Genomic DNA, 25,808 nt, shown 5'->3' on the forward strand with positions numbered 1-25,808 from the left:
GTCTACCGCGCCGGCTTCACCGGCTGCGAAAGCTTTTCCGTGCGGTCGCGCTCGGTCATGTCAACGACCGTATCCATCGGCGCAGTCAGCTCATAGACATAGGAGACATCGGTGAAGTAGCGCTTGGCGGTGCCGCCGAGCGCTTCGGGCGCGACGCGGTCGAGCAGGATCAGGCCGAAATCGGAATCCGGGCGGCGCGTCGCCTCGCTGGTGTTGAACTCCTCCCAGCGGAACTGGAAGACCTCGGGGGCTTCCCCGGTCACCGTCCAGTTCGCGGTGATATGCGGGTGCTTGCCCACCAGCGACAGGCCTTCGTCGGAATGCGAGGCGAGCTCGAAGAACAGCAGCGACAGGCTCTGCGCAGCGCGCGCGCTGACCGCGATGTCCGGGCCGCTGACGGCGATGCGATCGGCATGGGGAATCGCGCGCGCCTCGAACAGGCCTTTCAGCTTGACGCCCTGCCACTGACTTTCGCTGAGCAGCGAAACCACGTTGGACATGGCGTGGATGCGGCCGATCAGGAGTTCGCGCGCGACGTCGATGTCCGAGCCGTGACGCAGCGTGCGCGTCACGATCGACTGGATCACCGCGAGGATGTTCTTCACACGATGATTCAGCTCGTCGATCACCGCCGTCAACCGCCGCTCGAAGCCGATGCGCACCTGGATTTCGCGGCTGAGCCTTAAGTTGTTGTAGGCGACGTAACCGAACAGGCCGCACACCATCGCGGTGATGGCGAAACCGATCGCCGCCACGATGATCGCAGTCTGCTCGGCGCGGCGCGCGGAATTGGTCTTCGCGTAATAGCCGAGCTGCCAGTCGCGCCCGCCGAAGCTCACGGTTCGCGTCGCCGAAGGCGCCGGCCCGTCCGTCGCGGTCATGCGGGTCGAGACGACGCCCTGATCGTTGGCAATGAGCTCACTACCCTCCTTGCGCGGGTCCTTGAGCGCGACCGAGAACAACGACAGATCGTCATTGGTCAGCATCAGCGAGGCGAGCTCGTAGGAAAAAGTGATGAAGCCGACCGGCTCCGTTGCCCCCTCTGGAATGACGGGGGCAGCGACGATGACGCCAATCGGCCCATTCTCGCGCAGGAGCGGAACCGGGTCGGAGGCAACCGACCGCTTCTCGATCCTGGCACGGGCCAGCATCGCACTTCGCACCTGGTCCTGGTCGTAGCTGCGGCCGGGCAGCGACTTGGTCTCGTCGCTGCGCGGCTCGAGATCCATCAGCACGTCGATCGGCTGAGTGAGGCTCGCCGGATCGATCGGCTTGTCATTGTAGTCGCGGATCTGCGATTTCGGGAAGCCGGCCGCCGCGATCGCGGCCTGCGCTGCAACCAGTTCGTTCGGCTGAAGCCGGGCGACCCAGCCAGCCACCACGAAATCGGTTTTGAAGGCGTAGATCGCCGAGCGCAGCGGCTCCAGCATATTGGGCTTCAGCACCGACGGCGCGCGGAACAGGCCTGAGGCGACACGCGCCAGCAGCTCACGTTCGGTCGACCTGTCCTGGACAAGGCTCGCATGAACGTCGATCGCCCGCGCAAGCGCAATCCGGTCCAGCGCCAGCTCCTGGTCGTGGACGCGATAGGCCGCAAGCCCGGAGAGCAAGGCCCCGAGGAGAGCGATAAAGCCGATGATGAAACCCAGCCGGACCACGCGACTACTCAGGCGGAAGCAGGAGGTCTGCAATAAATACGGAGCATATTAACGCCGCTCGAACGGCCATGTGCCGAAACAGGGTGGACCCCAGTGGCGGAGATAATGAAGGAGGAGGCATCTATACGCAACTTGGGTTGCCCAAAAAGCTTAATTCGTCCGGCCGATTGTCAGGCCAGGACAGATTGCTCCGGGCACCGGAGGTAGATAATCGCCGTGTCCAAAATTTGTTCCGCAGGCGGGCTTTGCCCCACAAGTTAACGGCGGACAACGCCTGCGCTATGTCGCCGCGCCCGTCAGCTCGCGTGTTTCAATCCGCACGTTTCAGCCCGCCTTTGGCCTCGATGAAGCCGACGATGCGGTCGAGCCCCTCGCTCTTCTTCAGGTTGGTCATGACGAAGGGACGTTCGCCCCGCATCCGCTTGGCATCCGTCTCCATCTTCTCCAGCGACGCCCCGACATGGGGCGCGAGGTCGATCTTGTTGATGATCAGAAGGTCGGACCGGGTGATGCCGGGGCCGCCCTTGGACGGGATCTTGTCGCCGGCCGCCACGTCGATGACGTAGATGGTGAGGTCGGCGAGCTCGGGGGAAAAAGTGGCAGCGAGATTGTCACCACCGGACTCGATCAGCACGAGGTCGAGCCCTGGAAATTTCGCGCGCATGTCGGCCACCGCGGCGAGGTTCATCGAAGCGTCCTCCCGGATCGCTGTGTGCGGGCAGCCGCCGGTCTCGACGCCGGCGATGCGGTCCGGCGTCAGCGAGCCCGAACGCACCAGGAATTCCGCATCCCATTTGGTGTAGATGTCATTGGTGATCGCCGCGATGTCGTAGCGATCGCGCATGGTCTTGCAGAGCAGGTCCATCAGCGCGGTCTTGCCCGATCCGACCGGACCACCGACGCCGACACGCAAGGGGCCGTGAGATTTCGACATGCTCTCTCCTAATGTCGTCCCGGCGAAGGCCGGGACGACGGTAAGTTAGATCCCGTACCGTTCACGAGCGAAACAGCCGCGTATATTGCGTCTCATGCCGCAGGCTGGCGAGGTCGGCGCGAAAGGTTGCGCTGCCGAGATCGTCCAGTGTCGCAACCAGTGCACGATGTGCGGTCGTGGCGACGGCAGCCTCCAGCCTTACCAGAACACGCTGGCTGTCGGTCTGGCCGAGCGGAACGAGCCGGCTCGCCGCCGAGATCCAGTTCGAGACCAGCGCGTGCAGGAAGGCATGCAGTGTCGGCACCAGTGGCACGCCATGCATCGCCGCGACCACGCCGACGGCAACAGGGTAGACCAGTGGCGTGCTGCATGCCGCGACCATGGCATCCAGGCCGTCGGCATCCCATGCGGCGCGAGTGATGTCGATGAAAGCGCGCCCCTGCGAGGTGATCTCGAGCTGCCGCTCGCGCGACGGCACGAAGGCCGCCGCAAGCTCGGCGATCTCGCGCAGAACAGCGTCCTCCCCCACCTCGGCGGCACGATAGGCATGGACCAGGAAGGTCGCATCGCAAAACCCGGAACCGTCTCCGAGCATCGCATCGAGCCAATCGGCGAGCGTTGCCGTATCGACAATGTCGCCCGCCTCGACCGCCCATTCGATGCCGCTGGAATAGGAGAAGCCGCCGACGGGGAACGCCGGCGACAACCAGGTCATCAGCCGGTACAGCGCCGCCGCCTCGCGCGCGGCGAGGTCGCCGGCACTGGCCAGCTCATTTGTGGTCATGAGCATGGTTGTGGCCGTGATGATGGTCGGGGTGGTCACAATGCTCGTCGCGGTGATGATGATCGTGGCCATGGTCATGCGCCGCATGATCATGGCCGTGATGATCATGGTGGTGGCCATGATCGTGGTGATCATGCCCGTGATCGTGATGCGCATGCTCATCGTGGCCGTGCGCGTGGCCCGCGTCGGCATAAGCCCCGCCTTCGGGATCGAACGGCGCCTCGATCTCGATCACGCGCGCGCCGAGCCCCTTCACCATGGCCTCGATGACGTGGTCGCGGCGGATGCGCAGGCCCTTGGCCATGAGCTGCGTCGGCAGATGACGATTGCCGAGATGCCAGGCGACGCGGATGAGGTGGTGCGGATCGTGGCCGCGGATCTCGAGCAGCGGCTCGGGCGCCGCGACCACTTCGACCAGCCGGCCATCCTCCAGCACCAGTGCGTCGCCGCCGCGCAGCGCGACGGCGTTTTCCAGGTCGAGCAGGAATTCGAGCCCCCGCGTCCCCGTCATCGCCATGCGGCGTCGGTGCCGATCGTCGAAATCGAGCACGATCGTATCCGCCGGCGTTTCCGTGAAGCGGTGCTGCCCCTTGACCTGCGTCGCCCGGATCATGCGCTATATCCTCAGAGCTTCTCGACCTTGCCGTCGCTGATGATCTCGATCACCGTCGGCGCCGTCTTCATCTGCGCCGAATATTCACGCCACACCTTCATGTGCGGCGCTTTGCCGTGGGCGTTGAGATCCTCGCGGGTTTCCCAACGCTCGACCACCACGTACTGATTGGGGTTGTTGACGCTGACATTGCCGTCATAGGTGAGGCAACCCTTCTCCTTCAGAGTCTCGGCGGTGCAGGCCTTATGCCCCTTGATGAAGTCGTCCTTGTTTTCCGGCTTCATGAGCGTGGTGGCGATGACATAGATCATGAGGGTTATTCCCTGTTGTTCTTGTTAGCGAACGTCGACCCTCTCGGGCGTGATCACTTCGATCTTCGGCGGTGCCGTAAAGCACTTCACCGCGACGCGGCCGAACGTCTTCATGTGCTCCTGGCCGCGATGCGGCACCAGTGCCTCGGCATTCTCCCACTGCTCGACGAACACCATCTTGGTGGGATCGGTGACGCTCTCATGCAGGTCGTAGGCGATATTGCCGGGCTCCTTGCGCGTCTCCTTGATGCAGGCGGTGGCGGCTGCAATGAATTCGGCGCGCGTCTCGGGCTTGATGGTCAAGGTGGCAACGACGTAGATCACGAGAAATCCTCCCGGCTTTTCTTCTGGGTCAAGATACCGGGCGGGACCTTAGACCAGCCGGGATCGAACGCAAAACCGGAAAGCCGCCCCCGGACATGCGCCGGGAACATGCGTTGAGGCGCTATTTCAGTACATGAAATATCGCTGCGCCATCGGCAGCACCTCGGCGGGCGCGCAAGTGAGCAATTCACCGTCGGCGCGGACCTCGTAGGTCTCGGAATCGACCTCGATATTGGGCGTTGCGTCGTTGTGGATCATGCTCTTCTTCGAGATTTTGCCGCGGGTGTTCTGGACCGCGTAGAGCTTCTTGTCGATGCCGAGCTTGCGCGCCAGGCCGCCGGTGATCGCGGCCTTCGAGGTGAAGACCACGGAAGATGCCGTGCGCGCCTTGCCGAAGGCGCCGAACATCGGCTGGTAATGCACCGGCTGCGGCGTCGGGATCGAGGCGTTGGGATCGCCCATCGGTGCGGCCACGATCATCCCGCCCTTGATGATGCAGTCCGGCTTGACGCCGAAGAACGCCGGCGACCACAGCACGAGATCGGCCATCTTGCCCTTCTCGACCGAGCCGATCAGCTTTGACACACCGTGCGCGATCGCGGGATTAATGGTGTATTTGGCGATGTAGCGCTTCACGCGAAAATTGTCGTTGTCCTTGCCCTTGTCCTGCGGCAACGACCCGCGCTGCTTCTTCATCTTGTCCGCGGTCTGCCATGTCCGGATGATGACCTCGCCGAGGCGGCCCATCGCCTGGGAGTCCGAGGACATCATCGAGAGCGCGCCGAGATCGTGCAGGATGTCTTCGGCCGCGATGGTCTCCTTGCGGATACGGCTTTCGGCAAACGCCAGGTCTTCCGCGATCGAAGGATCGAGGTGATGACACACCATCAGCATGTCGAGATGCTCGTCGATGGTGTTGCGCGTGAACGGCCGTGTCGGATTGGTCGAGGACGGCAGCACGTTCTTCAGACCGGCAACCTTGATGATATCAGGGGCGTGGCCGCCGCCGGCACCTTCGGTGTGGAAGGCGTGGATGGTGCGGCCCTTGAACGCCTTGATCGTGTCCTCGACGAAGCCGGATTCGTTCAGCGTGTCGGTGTGGATCATCACCTGGATGTCGTAATCGTCGGCGACCGACAAGCAGTTGTCGATTGCCGCCGGCGTCGTGCCCCAATCCTCGTGCAGCTTCAGCGCGCAGGCGCCGCCCTTGATCATCTCGACCAAGGCCGCGGGACGCGAGGCATTGCCCTTGCCGGAAATGCCGAGATTGACTGGGAAGGCGTCGAACGACTGGATCATCCGCCCCATGTGCCAGGGGCCCGGCGTACAGGTGGTGGCGAAAGTGCCGTGCGACGGACCGGTGCCGCCGCCAAGCATCGAGGTGACGCCAGACATCAGCGCGTGCTCGATCTGCTGCGGACAGATGAAATGGATGTGGCTGTCGAAGCCGCCAGCGGTGAGGATCTTGCCCTCACCCGCGATCACGTCGGTGCCGGGGCCGACGATGATGGTGACGCCCGGCTGGATGTCGGGATTGCCAGCCTTGCCGATCGCCGAAATCATGCCCTCCTTGATCGCGACGTCGGCCTTGACGATGCCCCAGTGATCGACGATCAGCGCATTGGTGATGACGGTGTCCGCCGCGCCCTGCTTGTTGGTCACCTGCGACTGGCCCATGCCGTCGCGGATCACCTTGCCGCCGCCGAACTTCACCTCCTCGCCGTAGATCGTGAAATCCTTCTCGACCTCGATGATGAGATCGGTGTCGGCGAGCCGCACCTTGTCGCCGGTGGTCGGGCCGAACATGTCGGCATACACGGAACGCTTCATCTTGACGGACATCACAAGCCCCGTTTGCGTTTGAATTTTTGCATGCTTATGCGTCCCCGACGCCGTCGGACGCACCGCTCTCGCCGTTAGTTAGGGACGCATTGCTGGAAGGGTTCCCTCCCCCCTTGCGGGGGAGGGTTAGGGAGAGGGGTGCCGCTTGCTCCGCAGCCTCGACAATAGAAAGAACAACGCCCTCGAGATTTTTCATCACGTCGTCGTTAGTAAATCGCAGCACGCGATATCCGCGAAATGCGAACCATTGGTCGCGCTGTTCATCGTGGCGGATACGTTCTTCAAAATCGTGGCTCTCGCCATCGAGTTCAACGATAAGCTTGCAGGAATGTGCGACGAAATCCGCAATGTAGTGCCCCATGGGAGTCTGGCGACGAAACGCCAAACCCGCGAGACGGCCGGCCTTCAGGTAGCGCCATAGCAATGTCTCCGCACGAGTCATCTCGCGCCTCAATCGTTTGGCGCGATGGCGCTGAATCTCGCTGACCTCGTCGTGTGGCATACCCCTCTCCCCAACCCTCCCCCGCAAGGGGGGAGGGAGCCCGACCATTGTGCTCACCTCACTGTGGATCACGCCGCGCGCCTCAACCTGCCCTACAGCTTCCCCATCACATCGCCACGAAAACCGTAGATGGTCTTCTTGCCGGCCACGGCGACAAGCTGGACGTCGCGGGTCTGGCCGGGCTCGAAACGGACGGCGGTGCCGGCGGCGATGTCGAGACGCATGCCGCGGGCTTTCTTGCGGTCGAACTTCAGCGCCGGGTTGGTCTCGAAGAAATGGTAGTGCGAGCCGACCTGGACCGGGCGGTCGCCGGTGTTGGCGACCGTGAGCGTCACGGTCTTGCGGCCCGCGTTGAGCTCGATCTCGCCGTCCTGGATGAAGAGTTCGCCGGGGATCATGTTGGGCTCCTATCGGATCGGCTCGTGCACCGTGACGAGCTTGGTGCCGTCCGGAAAGGTCGCTTCGACCTGGATGTCGTGAATCATCTCCGGGATGCCGGGCATCACCTGATCGCGGGTCAGCACCTGCGCGCCGGACTGCATCAGCTCGGCAACGGTGCGGCCGTCGCGCGCGCCTTCGAGGATAAAATCGGAGATGATTGCGATCGCCTCGGGATGGTTGAGCTTGACGCCGCGATCCAGCCTGCGGCGCGCCACGATCGCCGCCATCGAGATCAGAAGCTTGTCCTTTTCGCGGGGAGACAGGTTCATGCGAAATCTCTTCAGTTCACATCATCAATTCAGCCGGTCGTCAATTCAGCCACAATCGCGGCAGCGCCACGCCCGTGCGCGCGAGCACAGCCATCATGTCGGCACGCAAGCGCGCCGCATCTTGGGCACAGAACCGCGCCATTGCAAAGCCATTCCACGCCGATATCCCGACCTCGCTAGAGAACGAGTCCGCCGCTTCACGGAGCCGCTCGATCAGCGCTTCATCGCCGGGCACGATCAGGGCGGTGCCGATCGCCGCGCCGCCCTTGGCGACCGCAGATCGCGCGAGCTTTGCACCAATATTCCCATCGAGCCGGACGGTTTCCGCGAAGACCAGCTTGCCGCCACGCCGCAACCGCCAGCGGTCGACGAACTCACCCTGCTCCATCCGCTCGCCCATGGCGGTGCGGCCGAACACGACGATTTCACAGAGCAAAAGCGAAGCCGCCTCGTCGAGATCGATGTCGAAGCGGCGCTGCACGCGCGCACGGTCGAACAGGATCGTCTCCTGCGGCAGCCAGCCGAGATGCGCGCCTGCGGCGACCTTGAGAGCGATGTTGAGCTGGGCCGCCGGACCCGGCGCACGATAGATCTTTTCCGCGGCTGCCGTAGTCAGCGTCAGCCGCGCGGCGTCAGTGGCCGTAATCTCGATGTCGAAGCGATCGCCGCCGGCGACGCCACCGGCCGTGTTGACGAACACGCCGGACAAGCCGTGGTCTTCCGGCGAGGGAAAGCGCACGCGCAGGGAGCCGGATTCATGCAGGACGCCGCGCCGCGTCACGCCATCGCGGGCGTGCACATCGAACCGCACCGCGCCGCGGGCGCGGTTGGCCTCGAACACAGGCGAATCCAGGTCAGAAGAATTGGCTGATAGTTCGCTGCGCATCCGTCTCCCCAGCCGGCCGCGGCAGGATTTCCTTTACAGCGCCATCTGGCGGCTGATCTCGCCCGCGTCGAGATTGGTGCGGTCGCAGGTGAACTTGACTGCGCCGCGATCCATCACGGCAAAACTGTCGCCGAGTTCGCAGGCAAAGTCGAGATATTGTTCGACCAGCACGATGGCGATGTTGCCGAGATTGCGCAAGTAAGAGATCGCCCGACCGATGTCCTTGATGATCGACGGCTGGATGCCCTCGGTCGGCTCATCAAGCAGCAGCAGCTTTGGCCGCATCACCAGCGCACGCCCGATCGCGAGCTGCTGCTGCTGGCCGCCGGAGAGATCCCCGCCGCGCCGGCCGAGCATGGATTGCAGCACCGGGAACAGCGAGAACACATCGTCCGGAATGTGCCTGTCCTCACGCTTGAGCGGGCCGAAGCCGGTCTTCAGGTTCTCCTCCACCGTCAGCAGCGGAAAGATCTCACGTCCCTGCGGCACGAAGCCAACGCCCTTGCGGGCCCGCTCATAGGGCTTGAGGCCGGTGATGTCGCTGCCGTCGAACACGATCGCGCCCGACGAGATCGGATATTGCCCGACCATGGCGCGCAACAGTGACGTTTTGCCGACGCCGTTGCGTCCGAGCACGCACGTCACCTTGCCCGGCTCGGCCGAGATCGAGACGCCACGCAGCGCCTGCGCCGCGCCGTAGAACAGGTTGATGTCCTTGACCTCGAGCATGGTTCAGCGCCCCAAATACACTTCGATAACCCGGTCGTTCGACGACACCTGATCGATGGTGCCTTCGGCGAGCACGGTGCCTTCGTGAAGGCAGGTGACCTTGACGCCGAGCTCGCGCACGAACGTCATGTCGTGCTCGACCACCATCACGGTGTGGGTCTTGTTGATTTCCTTGAGCAGCTCCGCCGTGAGATGCGTCTCGACGTCGGTCATGCCGGCAACGGGCTCGTCGACCAGCAGCAGCTTCGGATCCTGCGCCAGCAGCATGCCGATCTCGAGCCATTGCTTCTGGCCGTGGCTGAGGCTGCCGGCAAGACGATTACGGGCGTCGGTGAGACGGATCGTCTCCAGCACCTTGTCGATGCGCTCCGATTCCGGCTTGCTGCCGCGCCAGAACAGCGTGCCCTTGACGCTGTGGTCGACATTGAGCGCAAGCAGCAGGTTATCCTGCACGGTCTGGCTCTCGAACACGGTCGGCTTCTGGAATTTACGGCCGATGCCGAGCTCGGCGATGCGCGTCTCGTCGAGCCGAGTCAGGTCGGTGACGCCGTCGAACAGCACCGTGCCTTCGTCGGGCTTGGTCTTGCCGGTGATGATGTCCATCATCGTGGTCTTGCCGGCGCCGTTGGGGCCGATGATGGCGCGCATCTCGCCGGGCGCGAGCGTGAGCGACAGATTGTTGATGGCGTGGAAACCGTCGAACGAGACGTGCACGCCGTCGAGATAGAGCAACGCGGAGGTCGCGCGGGTGTCCATGACGTTCATCGCGCTTACTCCGCCATCTTCGGTTCGGTGACGCCGTCTTCCGCCGCAGCGCTCGCGGTGGTCTCTGCAATGCGTCTTTCCTTCGACGATTCCCACCAGGCGTTGAAGGTGCCGATGATGCCCTTCGGCAGCAGCAGTGTCACCAGGATGAACATCGCGCCCAGCATGAACAGCCAGTACGGCGCCAGCATGCCCGAGGTGAAGAACGTCTTGGCGTAGTTGACGACGACGGCCCCTAGCGCCGCGCCGACCAGCGTGCCGCGGCCGCCGACCGCGACCCAGATCACCGCCTCGATCGAATTGCCGGGTGCGAATTCGCTCGGATTGATGATGCCGACCTGCGGCACGTAGAGCGCGCCGGCCACGCCCGCCATGCAGGCCGAGAGCGTGAACACGAACAGCTTGTAGGATTCGACGCGGTACCCGAGGAAGCGGCTTCGCGATTCCGCGTCGCGGATCGCAATCAGGACCTTGCCGAGCTTGGAGGAGACGACGGCCCGACAGATCAGGAAGCTGACGATCAGCCCAAGGCAGCTCAGCGCAAACAGGGCCGCACGTGTCCCCTCGGCCTGCACGTTGAAACCCAGAATATCCTTGAAGTCGGTCAGGCCGTTGTTGCCGCCGAAACCGAAATCGTTGCGGAAGAAGGCGAGCAGCAGCGCATAGGTCATCGCCTGCGTGATGATCGACAAATAGACGCCGGTGACACGGGAGCGGAAAGCGAGCCAGCCGAAGCAGAATGCCAGAAGCCCGGGCACGACCAGCACCATCAGCGCCGCGAACCAGAACATGTCGAAGCCATACCAGTACCACGGCAGTTTCGGATAGTTCAGGAACACCATGAAGTCGGGCAGGATCGGATTGCCGTAGACACCGCGGGTGCCGATCTGGCGCATCAGGTACATGCCCATGGCGTAGCCGCCGAGCGCGAAGAACGCGCCGTGGCCAAGCGAGAGGATGCCGCAATAGCCCCAGATTAGGTCGATCGCGAGCGCCAGGATCGCGTAGCAGACATATTTGCCCCAGAGCGCGACAAGGTAGGTCGGCACTTGCAGGAACGAGCCCGCCGGCAGCAGCAGGTTGGAGAGCGGGATCAAAATCCCGCATGCCGCGACGATAACGAGGAAGATCGTCGCGCCGCGGTCCAGCGATCGCGTCAGCATGTGAGGGGTCATGCTTCCACCGCACGGCCCTTGAGCGCAAACAGTCCGCGCGGCCGCTTTTGAATGAACAGGATGATCAGAACCAGAATGGCGATCTTGCCGAGCACTGCGCCGGCGACCGGTTCCAGGAACTTGTTGGCGATGCCGAGCGTGAAGGCGCCAACCAGTGTGCCCCAGAGATTGCCGACCCCACCGAACACCACGACCATGAAGCTGTCGATGATGTAGCTCTGACCGAGATTGGGGCTGACATTATCGATCTGCGACAACGCCACGCCCGCGATGCCGGCGATGCCCGAACCGAGCCCGAAGGTCAGCGCGTCGACGCGCGAGGTGGCGATGCCCATCGAGGCCGCCATGCGGCGGTTCTGCGTCACCGCGCGCATCTCGAGCCCAAGCGCCGTGTAGCGCAGCATCGCGAGCAGTATCCCAAATACCGCGAGCGTGAAGACAAGGATCCAGAGCCGGTTATAGGTGATAGTGATCTGGCCGACCTCGAACGCGCCGCTCATCCAGGAGGGGTTGCCGACCTCACGGTTGGTCGGGCCGAACATGGTGCGCACGACCTGCTGGAGCACCAGCGACAGGCCCCAGGTCGCGAGCAGCGTTTCCAACGGGCGACCATAGAGGAAGCGGATGATGCTGCGCTCGATCACCACGCCAATGGCGCCGGCGACGAGGAATGCAAGCGGAACGGCGATCAGCAGCGAATAGTCGAACAGGGCAGGATAGCGCGTGCGGATCACCTCCTGCACCACGAAGGTGGTGTAGGCCCCGATCATCACCATCTCGCCATGCGCCATGTTGATGACGCCCATCACGCCAAAGGTGATTGCGAGGCCGATCGCAGCGAGCAACAGCACCGAGCCAAGCGAAAGGCCGTACCAGGCATTCTGCACCGTGGACCAGATCGCCAGCGAGCTCTGGATCGAAGCGATCGCACTGGTCGCGGCCTTCGTCACCGAGGCTGGCTGATCGGCGCCGATGCCGGTCAGCATCGCCAGTGCTTCCTGGTCGCCGCGCGCCTTGATGGTGGCGACGGCCTCGAGCTTCTCAACCTCGGTGGCATCGGACTTGAACAGCAGGATCGCTGCACGTGCGTCGCCGAGAGCGGCCTTGGCCGACTTGTTGGTTTCCTTTGCCAGCGCCGTATTGACGGCCTCAAGCGCCGATTCCTCATGCGACTTGAAGACGGACTGCGCGGCCTGAATGCGGGCCGTGACATCCGGCGACATCAGCGTCAGGCCGCCGACCGCGGCATCAACACTGCGGCGCAAGCGATTGTTGAGACGGACCGCGCTGGCACTGTCGGGAACGCTGGCGACGGGCTGGCCGGTCGCGGCATCGATCGACTTGCCGTCGGCGCCGGTGACGTAAACTTTCTTGCTGTCCGGATCGGCCATCAGGCGGCCGTCCTGGAGCGCGCTGATGATGGGATAGGCCAGCGGATTGCCGCTGCTGGCGACCACGCCGATCGCCTCTTCCGTATCGGAATAATCGTCGTTGGCGAATTTGGCGACCGCATCCTCGAACGGACCGGCGAAGGCCGGCAGCGCGAACGCGATCAGAAACAACGAGAGCAAGAGCGAACAGAGGCGGGCGGATAACTTGGCTGGCACTGTGATTGACCCCGGCAGAAATGGGTGGAGAAGGCGGCGGGATCGCCGCCTTCTCCGATCGCAATTGGCCGTCAGGCCTTGGTCGGGTGCTTTTGGATCAGGAGCCCGAACCGAGGCACTTGTTGGTCTTGACGTTGAAGTTGCCGCACTTCTTGCCGACCCAGTCACCGATCAGATCCTTGGAGCCGTCGAGCTCCTTCGACCAGGCGTCGCCCGCGACAAGACCCGGGGTCTTCCAGACCACGTCGAACTGGCCGTTGCCCTTGATCTCGCCGATGAACACCGGCTTGGTGATGTGGTGGTTCGGCAGCATCTTCGACACGCCGCCGGTCAGGTTCGGCGCCTCGATGCCGGGAAGCGCATCGATCACCTTGTCCGGATCAGTTGACTTCACCTTTTCGACCGCCTTCACCCACATGTTGAAGCCGATCACGTGCGCTTCCATCGGATCGTTGGTCGTGCGCTTCGGATTCTTGGTGTAGGTCTGCCAGTCCTTGATGAACTTCTCGTTCGCCGGGGTCTTGATCGACTCGAAGTAGTTCCAGGCGGCGAGATGGCCGAGCAGCGGCTTGGTGTCGATGCCGGCGAGCTCTTCCTCACCCACCGAGAACGCGACCACCGGGATGTCCTTTGCCTTGATACCCTGGTTGCCGAGCTCCTTGTAGAAGGGAACGTTGGCGTCGCCGTTGATGGTCGAGACCACCGCGGTCTTCTTGCCGGCCGAGCCGAACTTCTTGATGTCGGCCACGATCGTCTGCCAATCGGAGTGACCGAACGGCGTGTAGTTGATCATGATGTCTTCCTGGGCGACACCCTTCGACTTCAGATAGGCTTCCAGGATCTTGTTGGTGGTGCGCGGATAGACGTAGTCGGTGCCCGCGAGCACCCAGCGCTTCACCTTCTCTTCCTTCATCAAATAGTCGACGGCTGGGATCGCCTGCTGGTTCGGCGCCGCACCCGTGTAGAACACGTTACGCTCGCTCTCCTCACCCTCGTACTGCACGGGGTAGAACAGGATGTTGTTCAGCTCCTTGAACACCGGCAGCACCGACTTGCGCGACACCGAGGTCCAGCAGCCGAACACGACCGAGACCTTGTCCTTGGTGATCAACTCACGCGCCTTCTCGGCGAACAGCGGCCAGTTCGAAGCGGGATCGACGACGACAGCCTCGAGCTTCTTGCCGAGCACGCCGCCCTTCTTGTTCTGCTCATCGATCAGGAAGAGGATCGTGTCCTTCAGCGTGGTTTCGCTGATGGCCATGGTGCCGGAGAGAGAATGAAGGACGCCGACCTTGATGGTGTCGTCCGCGGCCTTCGCGCCGGAAATGGAAGCCAGACCGAGCATCAGTCCGGCGGTCGCGGCGAGCACGCCGCGGCGGCTAAATGACGCCGCTATATCGTGAGTGGATTTGTTAAGCATGAGTGTATCATCTCCCTGACGCAGACGTGAAAAAGACGCTGCGAAACGGCCCCACGGCCGCCTGCGATTAACGGAATCGCAAGAACCATGCCATGGCCCGAGTACCCACTAAGCCATTGGCTTAATTTGAGAATTTGACCGATATCAAAGTTTCGCCGCAGTTTGATTGCTCAAAAAATGAGCGAATAAAATGTATGCCAATGCGGCATCCGGTTTATTTTCTGAGCAGAAACCCACTTCTGGCTAAAAATCCGGCATAACTATTTTTGCACCGCAATCGACGCCAGGCGCACGCCCGCCTTGAAAGCGCCGCGCCGATGTTCCATATAGCGCTTGAGATCGCTCGCGAATCGGGTGGTCGTTGCGAGCCGCGTGTTCTTAAGCCCTTACGGGCCTCTGGCTTGCCCCATCCCATCAAGCCATCCGACACCCCAAACACGCAGGTGTCTTCTCGACACCCTCTCGCGCGTGCCCCGCCGACTGCGCCGGGCGCTCGTATTTGACATGGAAAGAACCCATCTTTTGACTTCGTTTCAGGATTTCGGCCTCGCCGAACCGATCGCGCGCGCTCTCACCGAAGAGAAGTACGTCACACCCACCCCCATCCAGGCCCAGACCATCCCGCTGGCATTGACCGGCCGCGATGTCGTCGGCATCGCCCAGACCGGAACCGGCAAGACCGCGGCCTTCGCGCTGCCGATCCTGCACCGCCTGCTCGAGAACCGCATCAAGCCGCAGCCGAAGACCTGCCGGGTGCTGGTGCTCTCGCCGACCCGCGAATTGTCCGGCCAGATCCTCGACAGCTTCAACGCCTATGGCCGCCACGTTCGCCTCGCCTCGACACTCGCCATCGGCGGCGTGCCGATGGGGCGCCAGGTCCGCGCGCTCATGCCGGGCGTCGACGTGCTGGTCGCGACCCCCGGCCGCCTGCTCGATCTCGTCCAGAGCAACGGGCTCAAGCTTGGAAGCGTCGAATTCCTGGTGCTCGACGAAGCCGACCGCATGCTCGACATGGGCTTCATCAACGATATCCGGAAGATCGTCTCTAAGCTGCCGATCAAGCGGCAGACGCTGTTCTTCTCGGCCACGATGCCCAAGGACATCGCCGAGCTCGCGGACGCCATGCTGCGTGATCCCGCCCGCGTTGCAGTCACCCCGGTGTCTTCGACGGCTGAGCGGATCAACCAGCGCATCATTCAGGTCGACTTCTCGGCCAAGCCCGCCGTCCTGACCAAGCTCCTGAAGAACGAGCCGATCAACCGCGCGCTGGTTTTCACCCGTACCAAGCACGGCGCCGACAAGGTGGTGAAGACGCTCGAGAGGGCCGGCATCGCCGCCAGCGCCATCCATGGCAACAAGTCGCAGAACCATCGCGAGCGGACGTTGGCGCTGTTCCGCTCCGGTGAAATCCGCACGCTGGTCGCCACTGACATCGCCGCCCGCGGCATCGATGTCGACGGCATCACCCACGTCATCAATTTCGACATACCGAATGTGCCCGAGACCTATGTCCACCGCATCGGCCGCACCGCGCGCGCCGGCGCCGAGGGCACCGCGATCTCGCTGGTCGCAGGCGGCGAGGAGCTCGGCTATCTCCGCGACATCGAGCGGCTGATCAAGGTGGCGCTGCCGCGGGAAGATAACCGCACGGACGCCGGCCGCAACGATGCAGGCCCGCCCCCGTCACAGCAACGGCAGGGCCGGCCGGGCCGCCCGGGCCAGCGCCCGCAAGGCGCAAGGCAAGGTGACGGACGCCGTGCTGACGAAAGGCGTCCTGAAGGACGGCATAACGCCGGCAAGCAGGGCGACGGAAGGCCTGGCGAAGGTCGGCACGGTGACGGAAGGCATGTTGACGGACGGCCTGGTGGTGGCCAGAAGGTCTCGAAGGGTGCTCGCCGTCGTCCGTCCGGTGGCAAGCCGCATTCATCGTCAAACGACCGACCGGAGCAGCGTTCTGCGCATAGCGCCGGCAAGCCTGATGGGATACAAGGCGTGGCCTTTTTGCGCCGCGAGAGTCGGCCGATGGGCCAACCGACTCGCAAACCCTATTCGCACTAGCCGTCCACGACCTGGAGAAATTCATGGCTAAGGAAGAGCTGATCCAGTTCGAAGGACTGGTCACCGAAATCCTCCCCGATGCGCGCTACCGCGTGCAGCTCGACGCCGGACACGAGATCGTTGCCTACACCGCCGGCAAGATGAAGAAGAACCGCATCAAGACGCTGGCGGGAGACCGCGTGACGGTGGAGATGTCGCCCTATGACCTCGAAAAGGGCCGGCTGATTTTCCGCCACAAGGACGAACGTCCCAGTGGGGTGGGTGGACCTCCGCGTCCGGGGCAGCGCGGCGGCCAGTTCCGTCGTCGCTAACCGGCTCGTCCGCGCGCAAGTGCGGAACTAAAATGCTGTGCTGCATACTGATCCGCCGCTCAAATCGCGGCGGATCAAAAAAACGTGCGCGTCAGGATTGTTTTGGTGCCTTATTTCCAATAAAATCCGCTAATCGATTTTCGGCCGGACGACATTGGCATCCACCGGTACAGCCGGTTCAGACACGCTGACGACCCTTCCAGAAATTCGATCTAACCTGCCTGCGCGAGCGGGCTCTTACATTGTGTTATCTGAGAAGGAACTACCCCCGTGAGCATGGGAACCGTGAAGTGGTTTAACGCGACCAAGGGCTTTGGCTTCATTCAGCCCGACGAAGGCGGACAGGACGTGTTCGTTCACATCAGCGCCGTCGAGCGCGCCGGCCTTGGCACGCTGCGCGAAGGCCAGAAGATCTCCTACGAGATCGTCGCCGATCGCCGGTCCGGCAAGTCGGCTGCCGACAACCTCCGCGACGCAGGCTGAGCCGGCCGGGCCTCTGGCCCGGAGCAGCGCGAACAGACCAGGGAAAAGGCCGTGCGAGATGCACGGCCTTTTTTTTCATGCCCAGAAAGCGATGCGCTCAGTAGGTCGTACAGGCCGTATCCGGGCTGTAATAGACGCAGGTCGACTGGCGCGGGCGGGTGTAGGAGACGTCGCTCAGCGTAATCGCGTTCTTGAGCACGTAGCCGACCGATGGCGTGTAGGTGTAGCTGACCTCGCTAAAGATCAGATAGGTGCCGGCGATCGCAAGCGTCGTAGGAATCGAGACCGAGGACTTCTGGGTCCGCGGCACCGAGCCTTTGCTCCACTGCACATGCGCCGTCTGCGTCGAATCCACATAGAGCTCGCTGATCGTCGCCGTCACCGGCGTGGCCGAATAGGGCGTCATGATTGCGGTCGATGCCGCGAAGAAATTGGTCATGTCGGTATCGGCGACCGATGTCGACTGTGAGGTGAGGTCCGACAGCGTCCGCGCCATCAGCGTCACCTTGCGATCGATCGCCACGCCCGACGAGAACTCGACCGTGCCGAAGAACATCACCAGCATCAGCGGCACGATCACCGCGAACTCGGTCGCCGCAAGACCACTGCCATCGGCCAGGAAATCATGGGCGGAGAGACGCGTCGCCCGCAAGAATTTCGCAATCGCCTGCATTGTTCCGATCCATTGGTCCTAATAGGGCTCGTTCTTGAACGCGGCCGTGGCCACGAGCAGCCGCTTGCTGCACGCAGGGTTGACGATGCTGTAGCCGAGCCCGGTGACGAATTGCGGCCACTGGTAGAACAGCCGGACCACCACGATGTCACCGGCATTGCCCGGGCTATAGCCCATGCTGCTGTCGAAATTGCAGGCCGCATCGATGTGGTTCGACAGCACGACGGACGAAAAGGACGAGTAGCTCGAGACGTCGACCTGGAGACTGTTGCAGTCGAACAGCGCGGGAATCTGGGCGCAGACGTAAGACTTGAACGTCGCCTGCGTGCAAGGCGTGCTGACGCCGGACACCGCGCAGGCCGTCACCGAACCTGATTGCGCCTGGCCGGTCAGCACCACGCGCGCGGAATTCTGCGTGATGGTCTCGAGCACCTGGCCCGCGAAGAACATGATCGCCGTCTCGATGATGGCGAACAGCAGCCCGAAGAAGATCGGTGCGACCAGTGCGAACTCGACCGCTGCGGAGCCGCGGCGATTGCCGCGAAACCGGCGCAGCGCAGTCCGGAACGTGAACCTCGAAGGTGCAGGCGACGGCATCGCGTGAAACTCCCCTGCGGCAGCAATCATCTGCGCCGATCAGTAGCGGAAACTGATTGTTTAAGTGTTTCAGACAATCCGCGCCGGCCGGACCGCACCGTTAAGCGCGGATTAACCACGCCGGCCCGCGGACGCAGGATATGAATTCTGCGCGCGACAGCTCCTGAGCGGACGGCATGCTCCCACCCGGCAATGCTGCTATTTGGCCTTGCAAGTTGGCCTATTAGTTGGTCTTGGCGGCCCCGCCGCCGCTACTGCTCGCATTGCTGCTCAGCGAACCGGCCTGACCCATCGTGGCATTGAAGTAGCCGTCACTGTCGCCGAGCGTCACGCGGCGCTGGCAGACCGGCATGCAACTATAGGACTCGCGCTCGACCCCGCGATAGACGGTGACGAGCCGGTCGCTCGGACCTTCGACCTGGATCTGACGATCGACCAGGATCTCGCCGCCACGGTCGAGCGCGATGAAGTTGGTGGCGCCGTAGCCTTTCCCGGTCACGACGATCATGCCGCCGGGCTGGAGCGTGACGTCGGCGATCAGGGGATTTCCGACCACGATCGTCGCCACCTTGCCGGGCAGCCGCACGAGCTTGGCCTGGTCGACATTGACGGCGATGGCATCGGCAGTGGGCTCGGCAAGGACCGCTGCCGGCGAAGCCAGAACGGCGGCCGCAGCCAGAAGACAGACACGCGCCTGACGGCGCAGGAACTCTTTACGCATACTCTTACCCCGGGACGTACAAGCCGGCAGAAGCGATTCGAAAAGCGGAGCCGGCGCCCGACCCGGCTAACCTGCCCGCAATTCGTGAACGTTCCGCAAATTCGCCGGCTATTGTTTGAACGGATTGGCGTATTGCGGCCCCGGATGCTGTCCTAGTGGCGGAACGGATAGGCGAGCTGGCCCGCGATCTCCTTGGGCATGGTCGCTTCGTCCTTGCCGTAATCCTGCGGCAGCTCACCCTTCGGCATGCGGAAGGTGCCGAACAGCACATCCCAGATCGGGAAGGTGCCGGCAAAATTGGTGTCGCCGCCCTCTTCGAGCGAGGTGTGGTGCCAGCGGTGGAACACCGGCGTCGCCAGCACATATCTGAGCGGCCCGAAGGTCCAGTTCAGGTTGGCGTGCACGAAGGCCGAATGGAAGGTGGTGAACGGGCCGACCCAGATCATGACGTTCGGCGAAATGCCGGCCATCAGCAGCACGACGTCGACGCCGATCGTGCCGAGCATCAGATTCACCGGATGGAAGCGGGCCGCCGAAATCCAGCTGATCTCCTCGGAGGAGTGATGGATCGCGTGATACTTCCAGAACCCGCCGCCGTGAAACAGCCGGTGCAGCCAGTACAGCATGAAATCGGACGCGACCAGGAACAGCAGGCCCTGCATCCAGAGCGGCAATTGCGACAGCGGGCCGTGGCCATTGTCGTAGAAGGCGATCAGTTCGTCGGCATCGTGAATGTTGAAGACGACGCCGGCGGTAACGATCAGAAGGCCGATCCGCATGGTGCGGGCGAACACCGGAACGAAGAACCAGTAGCAGATGTCGGTCACGATCTCCCGCTTGCGCCACCACGACGGGCCGGCATTGCAGGCCCAGAAATGTTCGAGCACCGTGAAGACCACCGCCAGCATGAAGGTGACGGGGATCACCTTCGCGATGGTCTCGCCGAGCATCAGGGCGACTTGCATGGGTAGGCTCGACATCGTCGCCTCTCTTCCAGACTGCTGATCCTGTCTACGCCTACTCCGCGAAATTTAAAGGAGGATGAAGTTGATGGCCCGTTTGGGACTGGAGCGAATTGGGCGAGCCGTCTTAAGGCGAAATTCACTCTGGACAAAAGCATCGCGCCCCGGCCGCGTTTGCGGGGTCGAATTAACTCTACCGAAAGAGCTCGGCTCACATGGTCGTCGTGTCAAGACAGCGCCGAACGAGGCGACCCCACCCCAGATGGAGTTTAGTTCATGAAGAACCTGATTGCGCGTTTCGTGAAGGATGAATCCGGCGCCACCGCCATCGAATACGGTCTGATCGCCGCCGGCATCGCGCTGGCCATCATCACCGTCGTCAACAACCTCGGCACCACGCTGAACGCCAAGTTTGGCTCGATCAGCTCCTCGCTGAAGTAAGCGACCGACAACCGATTGCAAAAGCCCCGGACCTCCGGGGCCTTTGTTTTTCTGGACACGGCGAGTTCCAGTGGCGTTGCCTAAGCACAGAACCAATGCCGCGGTTGCGGCGAGCGAGGCGGAAACGGCGCGAGCCGACGCCTCGGTCTATTGGGTCTGCCTTGCGCTGCTGCTCGCCATGGTCACGCTCGCAACCCGCATCGTCAGCATCTGGTGAGGCCGCCGGCACCGGGTCGCCGGTTCCGAGGCCGCTGCCGCCATTGTCGGTTTGTTTAGCTCTGCCGGCTAGCATGCGCCGACGCCCCGATCCGGCGACAGACCCTGGCCTCAAGACGCAGCCCATGATCCTCGACCTCGCGCGCCTCCTGCTCTTCCCGGCCCTGATCGCGTTCGCCGCGGCCAGCGATCTCTTCACGATGACCATCTCGAACCGCGTTTCGCTGGCGCTGGTTGCAGGCTTCTTCGCGCTTGCCATTGCCGGTGGCATGGCACCTTACGACATGCTAGGCCATGTCGGCGCCGGCGCACTTGTTCTGGCCGTAGCGTTCACCTGCTTTGCGATGGGCTGGGTCGGCGGCGGCGACGCGAAGGTCGCGGCCTCGGTGGCGCTCTGGTTCGGTTTCGCACAGTTGATGAACTTCCTGCTCTACGCCTCGCTGTTCGGCGGGGCGCTGACACTGCTCCTGCTCCAGTTCCGGCAATGGCCGCTGCCCTTCGGGCTCGCCGGCCAAGCCTGGCTCGCGCGACTGCACGCCAAGGAGAGCGGCATTCCCTACGGCATCGCGCTCGCACTGAGCGCACTGATGGTCTACCCGGAGACCGAATGGGTGAAAGCGATCGACCTCGCTCACCTGGCGATGCGCTAAAAGCCCCGCATAAACCCGGCGTTAAGCCGATTTAGATACGCCTCATTAACCATGCTTTGACGAATAGCTGGTCAACTGCCGATTACGGCGGCGGCAACGTCGCGGCGTTTGTTGGGAAAGTGAAGCGTATGAATAGGGCACGCATTGTCGTCCTGACGGTCGCCATCTGCGCCGGCGGCATCGCCGCGTATCTGGCGAGCAGCTCGGACAATTCTGCGCCGCCTCCGGCTCCGGTCGCGCAGCTTCCCACCACCGACGTCCTGATTGCCAAGAACGACATCGGCCTCGGGCAGACCGTGAAGCCGGAAGACGTGCAGTGGCAGACCTGGCCGACCGCGACCGCCAGCTCCACCTTCATCCGCCGCAGCGAGCGTCCCGAGGGCGCGACCCAGGTCGTCGGCTCGATTGCGCGCGCCCCCTTCATCCAGGGTGAGCCGATCCGCGACCAGAAGCTGGTCAAGGCCGATGGCTCCGGCTTCATGGCCGCGATCCTGCCGACCGGCATGCGCGCCATTTCCACCGAAATTTCGCCGGAGACCGGCGCCGGCGGTTTCATCCTGCCGAACGACCGCGTCGACGTGCTGCTCACGCGCCGCCTCAAGAATCCGGACCAGAGCGCGGGCGCCCCGGATGTCGTCACGTCCGAGATCATCCTGGCCAATGTCCGCGTACTGGCCATCGACCAGGCTCCGAAGGAGAAGGACGGCCAGAACACGGTGGTCGGCAAGACCGTCACCCTCGAGCTCAATCCCGCTCAGACCCAGGTGCTGTCCTCGTCCCGCCAGGCCGGAACGCTGTCGCTGGCGCTGCGCAGCATTGCCGACGTCAAGATGAGCGAGATCACGCTCGATGAATCCGCGCAGAAGCGCGACGGCGTTTCGATCATTCGCTACGGCATTCCAAGCCAGGCGGCGAAGGTACGATGAGGACAGTCGATATGAAATGCAGGGCAAATCTCGCGACGATGCAGACCTCAATGGTCCGCGCCCTGTCGTTCTCGGCCGCGCTCGCGCTAACGCTCAATCCGGTGCTCACCCCCGTGGTCGCCGCTGACTATCGTCCCGTGGCGCCAGTTGCGGCCGACGGCCAGATGAACGCGCGCTTCCTCTCGCTCGGGATCGGCAAGTCGATCGTGATCGACCTGCCGCGCGACATCAAGGACGTGCTGGTGGCCGATCCCAAGATCGCCAACGCGGTGGTGCGCTCGTCCCAGCGCGCCTACATCATCGGCGCTTCGGTCGGCCAGACCAACATCGTGTTCTTCGATTCCGCCGGCCAACAGATCGCGGCCTATGACATCGCAGTCAAGCGCGACCTCAACGGCGTGCGTGCCGCGCTGAAGCAGATCCTGCCCAATTCCGATATCCAGATCGACGGCCTCGGCGACGGCGTCGTCCTGAGCGGCTCGGCTGCGAACCCGGGCGAAGCACAGCAGGCCAACGATCTCGCCGCGCGCCTCGCCGGCGGCCCCGAAAAGGTGGTGAACTCGATCGTGGTCCGCGGACGCGACCAGGTCATGCTGAAGGTGACGGTCGCCGAAGTCGCGCGCAACATCGTCAAGCAGCTCGGCATCGATCTCACCGCCAACCTCAATTACGGCACGTCGGTGGTGAGCTTCACCAACTCCAACCCGTTCACGGCGCTTGGCCACAATCTCGTGGACGGCAACGCTCTGACCACCAAGTTCGGCGGGACACCGTCGGTGCAGGCCACCCTGCGCGCGATGGAAACCGCGGGCGTGATCCGTACGCTGGCCGAACCGAATCTGACTGCGATCTCGGGTGAATCGGCGACGTTCATCGCCGGCGGCGAATTCCCGGTACCGGCAGGCTATTCTTGCGACCCCACCACGCATGTCTGTACCACCCAGATCAGCTTCAAGAAGTTCGGCATCTCACTCAATTTCACGCCGGTGGTGCTGAGCGAGGGCAAGATCAGCCTGCGTGTGATGACCGAAGTGTCGGAACTCTCCAACGATAACGCGATCACGCTGTCGCAGGCGGTGACCTCGACCTCGGTGAACTCGCTGACAGTGCCCTCGATCAGGACCCGGCGCGCCGAGACCTCGCTCGAAATTCCCTCCGGCGGCGCAATGGCGATGGCCGGCCTGATCCAGCAGCAGACCAAGCAGGCGGTCAGCGGATTGCCGGGCCTGATGCAGCTCCCGATCCTCGGCTCGCTGTTCCGCAGCCGTGACTTCGTCAACAGCGCGACCGAGCTGGTCGTCATCGTGACGCCCTACATCGTGCGCGCGGTGTCGCAGAAGGACCTGTCGCGCCCGGATGACGGCTTCTCGACGCCCGCGGACCCGCAGGCCGAACTTCTCGGCAACATCAACCGCATCTACGGCGTGCCGGGTAAAACCGAACCGGCAAAGAACTACCGCGGCACCTACGGCTTCATCACCGACTAAAGCGGAACGGGGACTTAGTTATGATTACAAGACCACCCCAGACTCGCAAACGCGCCATCGGCCTCGGTGGCGCGCTGGTTGGTATCGCGCTTGCGCTCGGCGGCTGCCAGCATGACGAAGTGGCCACCGCGTCCATTCCCGATGACTACAAGCAGCGTCATCCGATCGCGATCGAGGAGCAAAACCGCTCGATCGTCGTCTTCGTCGGTCATGCCCGCGGCGGCTTGACTGCAGCGCAGCGCGCCGACGTGATGGGCCTCGCGTCGACCTGGCTGCACGAGGGCACCGGCGCCATTCATATCGACGTGCCGTCCGGAACGCCCAATGCGCGTCCGGTGGCTGAATCGATGCGTGAGATCCAGGCGATGCTGGCGGCAGCGGGCGTTCCCCCGCGCGGCGTCATCGCCCGTCCCTACCAGCCGGAAGACAAGCGCTTCCTGCCGCCGATCCGGATGACCTATTCCAAGATCGCCGCGGTCGCGGGGCCCTGCGGCCTGTGGCCTGAGGACATCGGTCCTTCGATGAAGAACAAGAGCTGGTTCGAGAACAAGGACTATTACAATTTCGGCTGCGCCTATCAGCGCAACCTCGCGGCGATGGTCGACAATCCGTCGGACCTCGAGCAGCCACGGCCCGAAACACCGACCTACACGGCGCGGCGCACCGCCGCCTTCGAGAAGTATCGCAAGGGAACTCCCACGGCGGTCACCTATCCCGAGGCCGAACGGGCCAAACTCAGCGATACCGGCAAATGATCAGCTACGCTCGCCAGACTCAAGAAGAGCCGTCGGAGGCCTCTCCGCCGGCCGAGGAGCATATTGCGCCCGCGCCGCGCGTCTCGGTCCAGGCCTTCTGCGAGACCGTGGAGACCGCCGCCGCCGTGCAATCGGCCGGCGAGGATCGCCGTCTCGGCAAGGCCCATCTGAAGATCCAGATGGGCGGCATGGCGGCTGCGATCGAAGCCTACCGCTCGGCGCCGACGCCGAACGTGATCGTGCTCGAGAGTGACACGCGCAACGATCTGTTGGCCGGGCTCGACCAGCTCGCCACCGTCTGTGACGCCGGCACCCGCGTGGTCGTGATCGGCCGCATCAACGACGTCATGCTCTACCGCGAGCTGGTGCGCCGCGGCGTCAGCGACTACGTGCTCGCGCCGGTTGGCGCGATCGACGTCGTGCGCTCGATCTGCAACCTGTTCTCGGCGCCGGAAGCCAAGGCGGTCGGCCGCATCATCGCCGTGGTCGGCGCCAAGGGCGGCGTCGGCGCCTCCACCATTTCCCACAACGTCGCCTGGGCGATCGCGCGGGACCTCGCGATGGACGCGGTGGTTGCCGATCTCGACCTCGCCTTCGGCACCGCCGGTCTCGACTACAACCAGGACCCGCCGCAGGGCATTGCTGACGCCGTGTTCTCGCCCGATCGCGTCGATACCGCCTTCATCGACCGCCTGCTGTCGAAATGCACGGACCACCTCAGCCTGCTGGCGGCACCGGCGACGCTCGACCGGGTCTATGATTTCGGCAGCGATGCCTTCGATTCGGTGTTCGACACGCTGCGCGCGACCATGCCCTGCATCGTGCTCGACATCCCCCATCAATGGTCGGGCTGGACCAAGCGTGCCCTGATCGGTGCCGACGACATCCTGATCGTGGCGGCGCCGGATCTCGCCAATTTGCGCAACGCCAAGAACCTGTTCGATCTGCTGAAGGCCGCCCGTCCCAACGACCGGCCGCCGCTCTACTGTCTGAACCAGGTCGGCGTCCCCAAACGGCCGGAGATCGCCGCAGCCGAATTCGCCAAGGCGATCGAGAGCCAACCGGTCGTCTCGATCCCGTTCGAGCCGCAGATCTTCGGTTCGGCGGCCAACAACGGCCAGATGATCGCGGAGATCTCCGCGAACCACAAATCGATCGACATGTTCCTCCAGATCGCCCAACGCCTGACCGGCCGCAGCGAGACCAAGAAACAAAAGTCGTCCCTGCTTTCACCCCTGATTGAGAAATTGCGCGGAAAATAAACCGCC

Annotated in this window: 30 protein-coding genes; 10 read left to right on the forward strand and 20 right to left on the reverse strand. The window is 63.4% G+C overall.

The features are described from left to right. Window positions 1–2: 2 nt before the first annotated feature. The 16 genes from UB31_RS02695 to urtA form a co-directional block, all read right to left on the reverse strand. Entirely contained in the window at window positions 3–1,658 is a 1,656-nt protein-coding gene (locus UB31_RS02695) for a CHASE domain-containing protein (protein ID WP_045009714.1), read from the reverse strand. A 310-nt stretch (window positions 1,659–1,968) separates the two neighbouring features. After that, window positions 1,969–2,592, reverse strand: coding sequence for an urease accessory protein UreG (gene ureG / locus UB31_RS02700; RefSeq protein ID WP_045009715.1), 624 nt, complete (start codon window positions 2,590–2,592; stop codon window positions 1,969–1,971). Window positions 2,593–2,653: 61 nt separating this feature from the next. Then, on the reverse strand, window positions 2,654–3,382 hold the full coding sequence (locus UB31_RS02705) for an urease accessory protein UreF (protein ID WP_082078385.1): 729 nt from the start codon (window positions 3,380–3,382) through the stop codon (window positions 2,654–2,656). After that, window positions 3,363–3,989: an urease accessory protein UreE gene (locus UB31_RS02710; RefSeq protein ID WP_045009716.1), complete on the reverse strand. Its 627-nt coding sequence runs from the start codon at window positions 3,987–3,989 to the stop codon at window positions 3,363–3,365. Before UB31_RS02710 ends, UB31_RS02705 begins: the two co-directional genes overlap by 20 nt. Before the next feature lie 11 nt (window positions 3,990–4,000). Then, complete coding sequence (locus UB31_RS02715) at window positions 4,001–4,300, reverse strand: putative quinol monooxygenase (RefSeq protein WP_045009717.1); 300 nt, start codon at window positions 4,298–4,300, stop codon at window positions 4,001–4,003. 24 nt (window positions 4,301–4,324) lie between these two features. Further along, the gene (locus UB31_RS02720; RefSeq protein ID WP_045009718.1) at window positions 4,325–4,624 is read right to left on the reverse strand and encodes a putative quinol monooxygenase; all 300 of its coding nucleotides are present in this window, start codon (window positions 4,622–4,624) and stop codon (window positions 4,325–4,327) included. A 126-nt stretch (window positions 4,625–4,750) separates the two neighbouring features. After that, a complete protein-coding gene (gene ureC / locus UB31_RS02725) occupies window positions 4,751–6,466 on the reverse strand; it encodes an urease subunit alpha (RefSeq protein WP_045009719.1) in 1,716 nt (571 codons plus the stop codon). 34 nt (window positions 6,467–6,500) lie between these two features. After that, window positions 6,501–6,968 (reverse strand): endonuclease domain-containing protein, encoded by a 468-nt coding sequence (locus tag UB31_RS02730; protein WP_045009970.1) that lies wholly within the window; start codon window positions 6,966–6,968, stop codon window positions 6,501–6,503. A gap of 92 nt (window positions 6,969–7,060) precedes the next feature. Continuing rightward, window positions 7,061–7,366, reverse strand: a complete 306-nt coding sequence (locus UB31_RS02735) for an urease subunit beta (protein ID WP_045009720.1) — start codon at window positions 7,364–7,366, stop codon at window positions 7,061–7,063. 9 nt (window positions 7,367–7,375) lie between these two features. Further along, complete coding sequence (locus UB31_RS02740) at window positions 7,376–7,678, reverse strand: urease subunit gamma (RefSeq protein WP_007605424.1); 303 nt, start codon at window positions 7,676–7,678, stop codon at window positions 7,376–7,378. 40 nt (window positions 7,679–7,718) lie between these two features. After that, a complete protein-coding gene (locus UB31_RS02745) occupies window positions 7,719–8,564 on the reverse strand; it encodes an urease accessory protein UreD (RefSeq protein ID WP_045009721.1) in 846 nt (281 codons plus the stop codon). Between the two features lie 33 nt (window positions 8,565–8,597). After that, on the reverse strand, window positions 8,598–9,293 hold the full coding sequence (gene urtE / locus UB31_RS02750) for an urea ABC transporter ATP-binding subunit UrtE (RefSeq protein ID WP_045009722.1): 696 nt from the start codon (window positions 9,291–9,293) through the stop codon (window positions 8,598–8,600). A gap of 3 nt (window positions 9,294–9,296) precedes the next feature. Continuing rightward, a complete protein-coding gene (gene urtD, locus UB31_RS02755) occupies window positions 9,297–10,058 on the reverse strand; it encodes an urea ABC transporter ATP-binding protein UrtD (RefSeq protein WP_045002515.1) in 762 nt (253 codons plus the stop codon). A 5-nt stretch (window positions 10,059–10,063) separates the two neighbouring features. Continuing rightward, a complete protein-coding gene (urtC, locus tag UB31_RS02760; RefSeq protein WP_045002514.1) occupies window positions 10,064–11,233 on the reverse strand; it encodes an urea ABC transporter permease subunit UrtC in 1,170 nt (389 codons plus the stop codon). Next, on the reverse strand, window positions 11,230–12,840 hold the full coding sequence (gene urtB / locus UB31_RS02765; protein WP_045002512.1) for an urea ABC transporter permease subunit UrtB: 1,611 nt from the start codon (window positions 12,838–12,840) through the stop codon (window positions 11,230–11,232). The genes urtC and urtB overlap by 4 nt, the downstream gene beginning before the upstream one ends. Before the next feature lie 97 nt (window positions 12,841–12,937). Beyond that, window positions 12,938–14,260, reverse strand: a complete 1,323-nt coding sequence (urtA, locus tag UB31_RS02770; RefSeq protein ID WP_045009723.1) for an urea ABC transporter substrate-binding protein — start codon at window positions 14,258–14,260, stop codon at window positions 12,938–12,940. A gap of 504 nt (window positions 14,261–14,764) precedes the next feature. On the opposite strand from urtA, the gene UB31_RS02775 reads away from it, so the two are divergent. From UB31_RS02775 to UB31_RS02785, 3 genes are all read left to right on the forward strand, one after another. After that, the gene (locus UB31_RS02775) at window positions 14,765–16,318 is read left to right on the forward strand and encodes a DEAD/DEAH box helicase (RefSeq protein ID WP_045009724.1); all 1,554 of its coding nucleotides are present in this window, start codon (window positions 14,765–14,767) and stop codon (window positions 16,316–16,318) included. Between the two features lie 23 nt (window positions 16,319–16,341). Further along, on the forward strand, window positions 16,342–16,629 hold the full coding sequence (gene infA, locus UB31_RS02780; RefSeq protein ID WP_008131890.1) for a translation initiation factor IF-1: 288 nt from the start codon (window positions 16,342–16,344) through the stop codon (window positions 16,627–16,629). A 270-nt stretch (window positions 16,630–16,899) separates the two neighbouring features. Beyond that, the gene (locus tag UB31_RS02785; RefSeq protein ID WP_045002509.1) at window positions 16,900–17,112 is read left to right on the forward strand and encodes a cold-shock protein; all 213 of its coding nucleotides are present in this window, start codon (window positions 16,900–16,902) and stop codon (window positions 17,110–17,112) included. Between the two features lie 97 nt (window positions 17,113–17,209). On the opposite strand, the gene UB31_RS02790 is transcribed toward UB31_RS02785, so the two are convergent. The 4 genes from UB31_RS02790 to UB31_RS02805 form a co-directional block, all read right to left on the reverse strand. Next, entirely contained in the window at window positions 17,210–17,785 is a 576-nt protein-coding gene (locus UB31_RS02790; RefSeq protein WP_045002508.1) for a TadE/TadG family type IV pilus assembly protein, read from the reverse strand. 18 nt (window positions 17,786–17,803) lie between these two features. Then, complete coding sequence (locus UB31_RS02795) at window positions 17,804–18,382, reverse strand: TadE/TadG family type IV pilus assembly protein (protein WP_045002623.1); 579 nt, start codon at window positions 18,380–18,382, stop codon at window positions 17,804–17,806. A 223-nt stretch (window positions 18,383–18,605) separates the two neighbouring features. Next, window positions 18,606–19,103: a pilus assembly protein N-terminal domain-containing protein gene (locus UB31_RS02800; protein WP_045009725.1), complete on the reverse strand. Its 498-nt coding sequence runs from the start codon at window positions 19,101–19,103 to the stop codon at window positions 18,606–18,608. 152 nt (window positions 19,104–19,255) lie between these two features. Further along, on the reverse strand, window positions 19,256–20,083 hold the full coding sequence (locus tag UB31_RS02805; protein ID WP_045002506.1) for a sterol desaturase family protein: 828 nt from the start codon (window positions 20,081–20,083) through the stop codon (window positions 19,256–19,258). Between the two features lie 258 nt (window positions 20,084–20,341). Here UB31_RS02805 and UB31_RS02810 point away from each other — a divergent pair, with 258 nt between their 5' ends. The 7 genes from UB31_RS02810 to UB31_RS02835 all read left to right on the forward strand — a co-directional run bounded on the left by UB31_RS02810 (window position 20,342) and on the right by UB31_RS02835 (window position 25,802). Next, window positions 20,342–20,506: a Flp family type IVb pilin gene (locus tag UB31_RS02810; protein WP_045002505.1), complete on the forward strand. Its 165-nt coding sequence runs from the start codon at window positions 20,342–20,344 to the stop codon at window positions 20,504–20,506. Between the two features lie 76 nt (window positions 20,507–20,582). Continuing rightward, window positions 20,583–20,723: a hypothetical protein gene (locus tag UB31_RS42030; protein WP_197087186.1), complete on the forward strand. Its 141-nt coding sequence runs from the start codon at window positions 20,583–20,585 to the stop codon at window positions 20,721–20,723. 124 nt (window positions 20,724–20,847) lie between these two features. Further along, window positions 20,848–21,372 (forward strand): A24 family peptidase, encoded by a 525-nt coding sequence (locus UB31_RS02815; protein WP_045009971.1) that lies wholly within the window; start codon window positions 20,848–20,850, stop codon window positions 21,370–21,372. A gap of 128 nt (window positions 21,373–21,500) precedes the next feature. Beyond that, window positions 21,501–22,298 carry a Flp pilus assembly protein CpaB gene (cpaB, locus tag UB31_RS02820; protein ID WP_045009972.1) on the forward strand — a complete coding sequence of 266 codons (798 nt, stop codon included), beginning with the start codon at window positions 21,501–21,503 and terminating at the stop codon, window positions 22,296–22,298. An 11-nt stretch (window positions 22,299–22,309) separates the two neighbouring features. Next, the gene (locus tag UB31_RS02825) at window positions 22,310–23,785 is read left to right on the forward strand and encodes a type II and III secretion system protein family protein (RefSeq protein ID WP_045009726.1); all 1,476 of its coding nucleotides are present in this window, start codon (window positions 22,310–22,312) and stop codon (window positions 23,783–23,785) included. Between the two features lie 20 nt (window positions 23,786–23,805). Continuing rightward, window positions 23,806–24,540 (forward strand): CpaD family pilus assembly protein, encoded by a 735-nt coding sequence (locus UB31_RS02830; RefSeq protein WP_045009727.1) that lies wholly within the window; start codon window positions 23,806–23,808, stop codon window positions 24,538–24,540. Next, a complete protein-coding gene (locus UB31_RS02835) occupies window positions 24,537–25,802 on the forward strand; it encodes a CpaE/TadZ family protein (protein ID WP_045009728.1) in 1,266 nt (421 codons plus the stop codon). The genes UB31_RS02830 and UB31_RS02835 overlap by 4 nt, the downstream gene beginning before the upstream one ends. The last annotated feature ends 6 nt before the right edge of the window (window positions 25,803–25,808 follow it).

Source organism: Bradyrhizobium sp. LTSP849, assembly GCF_000938255.1.
Classification (GTDB): domain Bacteria; phylum Pseudomonadota; class Alphaproteobacteria; order Rhizobiales; family Xanthobacteraceae; genus Bradyrhizobium.